The sequence below is a fragment of the Dolichospermum sp. UHCC 0260 genome, assembly GCF_009711985.1.
GTDB classification, from domain to species: Bacteria; Cyanobacteriota; Cyanobacteriia; order Cyanobacteriales; family Nostocaceae; genus Dolichospermum; species Dolichospermum lemmermannii.
Window position 1 is genome coordinate 1 of the sequence record NZ_VIKZ01000102.1, and the last position, 3677, is coordinate 3677.

The 3677-nt window shown below is 36.3% G+C and carries 3 protein-coding genes; 2 read left to right on the forward strand and 1 reads right to left on the reverse strand.

Annotation, left to right across the window (positions count from 1 at the left end):
* Positions 1–658: 658 nt before the first annotated feature.
* Positions 659–1039: a hypothetical protein gene (locus FJR08_RS22400; RefSeq protein ID WP_015078555.1), complete on the reverse strand. Its 381-nt coding sequence runs from the start codon at positions 1037–1039 to the stop codon at positions 659–661.
* A gap of 872 nt (positions 1040–1911) precedes the next feature.
* On the opposite strand from FJR08_RS22400, the gene FJR08_RS22405 reads away from it, so the two are divergent.
* Together FJR08_RS22405 and FJR08_RS22410 are read left to right on the forward strand one after the other, a co-directional pair.
* The gene (locus FJR08_RS22405; protein WP_015078557.1) at positions 1912–2391 is read left to right on the forward strand and encodes a YbjN domain-containing protein; all 480 of its coding nucleotides are present in this window, start codon (positions 1912–1914) and stop codon (positions 2389–2391) included.
* Positions 2392–2426: 35 nt separating this feature from the next.
* On the forward strand, positions 2427–3152 hold the full coding sequence (locus FJR08_RS22410; RefSeq protein WP_168634630.1) for a biotin/lipoate A/B protein ligase family protein: 726 nt from the start codon (positions 2427–2429) through the stop codon (positions 3150–3152).
* Positions 3153–3677: the final 525 nt, after the last annotated feature.

Below are 3677 nucleotides of genomic sequence, written 5' to 3' on the forward strand. Positions count from 1 at the left end.
CCGTACAGTTGTTATGGGAAAGAAAAATATTCCCTGTTCCCTCTTTCAAACAATTTCCAAAATTGTTGTCTCAGGTACTTGCCATTTGAAGAAAAGAGTGATAAGTTATATTTGTGTGTGAGGAGAAAATTTAAAAAGCGTCTGGGGTGGAAACACGGCAACACTCCCAGGCGCTTTTTAATGTCAAAAATTTTTCTATAGCCAATAATCAACAAAACAGTAGAGATACTGGAAACTAAATGCTCGCTATCTATGCAAAACAGAGAATTCCAGAAATGTTTCGGCAATGATCTAATATTTTGGCAATTTGGCAGATAACTATTTTAGTTTAGAGCTTTAATTGAATATCAACAGGGTAAATAAGAAAGCTGAAAAGTTATTGATGTCAGGGTTTTCCCAGTGCTAGAGACTTCTAGACCAGATCAAAAGTGGTAGATGCGGTGCTGTCAAACTGACCATAAATATGGCGACATTCAAATTATAGCCACTGCTAACAGCTATTGGCTAAGGATCGCAAAGAAAATATAAATTAATTGAATTGACTGGTTGCCTAATGAATAAACGGAATGATTCAGTACAAAATTGCCATGTCTGAGTACAAGTTAACTTGAAAATAGTTGGATTTTGAAAAAAGGATGAAAAATTAATATTTTAGGGCTTAATCACGAAGCATTTGGGAGATAATAGCATCAGCTTGTAATCTCTTGTAAGTCAAGTGAACTAGGTTAGCTTCATCTGATTGTCCACAAACATAGCAAGCTAGACTCAAGGCATCTAATAACATTAAAGTAGTAACGCCTTCCGCTGCTAAAGATGATATATACTGAGAAACGCCTTTAGCACAGGTTTCTGCTGGCATCAGTACCAGTAGCAACCGTAAACAATCGGCTGATGCCATCATTCCGTCTAATTCATGAGTCTGGGTGGCTAATTGAACAATTCCCAAAACGATTTGATTGGGGGAAATACCTTCCTTCATCAGTAGGCTAAAGAAGGAAGTTAAATGACATGGAGTGCTGTGATCAAGTTTAATATTCATAGTGCTTATTAAAATCAGTGTAACAATAATCGCAGATTTTTTGACTAATCCGGAAAAATCTCAAAAAAGTTTTCGGGTTTTTTTCGGGTTTTTACGTCACATTCTAGAACCTTTTAACAGATAGCACCCCAATTTGTCAACTTGAGTTTTGATCAATCGCTGTACATTCGGCAACTCACAATTTAACTGATCGTTTTGTATCCCTTGATGCTGTAAATCAGTAAATTGTTCCTCTGCCATCATTTTTACATCTTTTAACATCAAACCGGCGAGTAATTTTTGTGCTACCCCTAAATAAACTGTTTTTGATAGCCTATTTTTAACTGAAATTGGTAGCTTATGTAACCGATAGTAGGCATTGAATGATGTAATATAGACAAAATAGGGTTTTGTTTGTCTTTTATTAATGAGGTACAGTAGAGAGTTAGATAATAAATTCTAATATCTTTACTTGATGTTGACAGCCAATGAGGTTAAAGGTAACTTACATCTAATGGTTCTGGATGTAAACGCCTGAAACCGGGAAAAAATAATTAGGAAATTGACATATACAATAATAACTTGAGCCTATGTCATACTAATCAGTATGGCTGTGATCTTGATCAATACTTTCTCATCTTTTAATCAATACCTTCACCAAATTGGAAAAAGCTTTGATTTGTAGGTTAGGTTGTTCACAGTAGCGTGTCCGAGGCATCAACCATAATTCAATAAATGCGTTGAGTTGCGCTGTTTCTTAACCCAAGCTGCAAAAAATGGCGAATGTATGGCTGATATCTCGACTTTGAACAATAGACGAAGTAGATGCTGGCATTTTTGGTAGCATAATAGTAGATTAAAGCAGTAACTATATTTTTTAGAGAAAAATCTGTATGGCAAGCTACCTAGAAGCCCAGTCTCCAGATGAGTTGTTGACTGAACTTATTGAAGACACCACAACCCCAAACCATGTGGAAGTAATTGAAAATGTGATTGATAGTCTAGCACAAGATCAAAGTGCAATGGTTAGTCATGCTGCCGAGGGTGGATATCTGTGGAAATTCCAATATGGCAGTATAGAAGTATTTGTGCAATTGACGGGAATTACTGATGAAGATACAATTACGGTTTGGTCTGCGGTACTGAAGTTACCGGCTAAAAATGAACCAAAATTGACACGATATTTGTTAGAGATGAATTGTGTGAGTACCTTTGAAGCCCGGTTCGGGATTATTGATAATCAGGTGGTTGTGATTTCTACACGCACTTTAGCGGAGTTGTCACCAGGGGAAGTTTCTCGGATCATTACTATCGTTGCTAGTATTGCTGATGATAATGATGAATATCTGCAATCTGAGTTTGGTACAGTTTAAGTTTCCAGAATTTTAGTTTAGGGATGTGATATTTAATGCCGGATCAGCAGGTGTGGCGACTTATGCCGATTTTAGCAGCCGCTGGTGATGTTCAGATGGCTATAGACCGCTGGTTATTAGCACAGCATGAGTCAGGAAAACATCCGCCAACTTTACGTTTTTATACTTGGTCGCCACCCGCAATTTCTTTAGGTTATCATCAACGTCAATATCCCGAATTTTGGCAAAATTTAAGGTGGAAAGGTGAAAAATTGGCTTTGGTGCGCCGTCCTACAGGTGGTAGGGCTGTTTTACATCAAGGTGATTTAACTTACTCTGTGGTCACGTCTGGACTGAGGGGAAATCGGTTAGATGTGTATGGGCAGATTTGTGAGTTTTTGATTCAAGGATGGCGATCGCTCGATATAGAATTGTACTATGGTCAAGCTGGACGCGGTTATATTCACAATCCTAATTGTTTTGGGACTGCGACAGGTGCAGATTTAGTTTTAGCAGATGGTTCTAAACTGATTGGTAGCGCTCAATTAAGGAAAGGTGACGCAGTTCTTCAGCATGGTTCTATGCGATTGAATCCAGATGCAGATTTATTTGCAAAGGTATTTAATCAAGAGTTTTTTCATCCTATCCAATTTCCAGAAACTATCAATCAAGAAACAATAATTAAGGCTTTAATAGCCGCAGCTTGTGATTGTTTTGCTATGGAAATAGAGGTAATACCTTTGTCTCAAGATGAGTGGAATTTGATTTTGGCAAATTGTTGATTAGGGTAGGTTTTTATTCTACCCTATATTTTTTTCTCACGCCAAGACGCAAAGCAAGAAAGATATTAATTGCAGGCTGTAAGTCTATTTTAGTTTTTATCTTTAGTATGATGTTTACAAAAGAGTTTTTGTGCATGGCTAGGAACTGTCAAGGATGGAACGGGTATATTCAGAAACATAAGTTATCTAGTTGTCTAAAATATGATACAGATAAATCTCCTTCTCTGGTGGAATTTATCTAATATCTGGATGAAATTTTTTCCAAAAGCATATTAATTTTTAGCGTGACTAAAGGTATTTAATCCCGCTAACAAATATGAAATAGCTGACTATATAATTAATTTTTGAGAATTGCTTGGTATTATATTATATTGTAAATGTAACTTTTTCTGAGAATCAATCAAACTATGAATACAATATAATCACTTGCCACGGAATTGTGAATACTGTAGTATTTAATATCTCGGTGATTAATTTAAATAGCTCTTTAAGAATGGGTTAAAAAAACAAAAACTAAAATAGGCA

What these genes read in the sequence shown, in the direction of transcription:
- FJR08_RS22400 (WP_015078555.1), bottom strand. Translation starts at nt 1,039, where the DNA reads ATGAATATTAAACTTGATCACAGCACTCCATGTCATTTAACTTCCTTC.
- FJR08_RS22405 (WP_015078557.1), top strand. Translation starts at nt 1,912, where the DNA reads ATGGCAAGCTACCTAGAAGCCCAGTCTCCAGATGAGTTGTTGACTGAA.
- FJR08_RS22410 (WP_168634630.1), top strand. Translation starts at nt 2,427, where the DNA reads ATGCCGGATCAGCAGGTGTGGCGACTTATGCCGATTTTAGCAGCCGCT.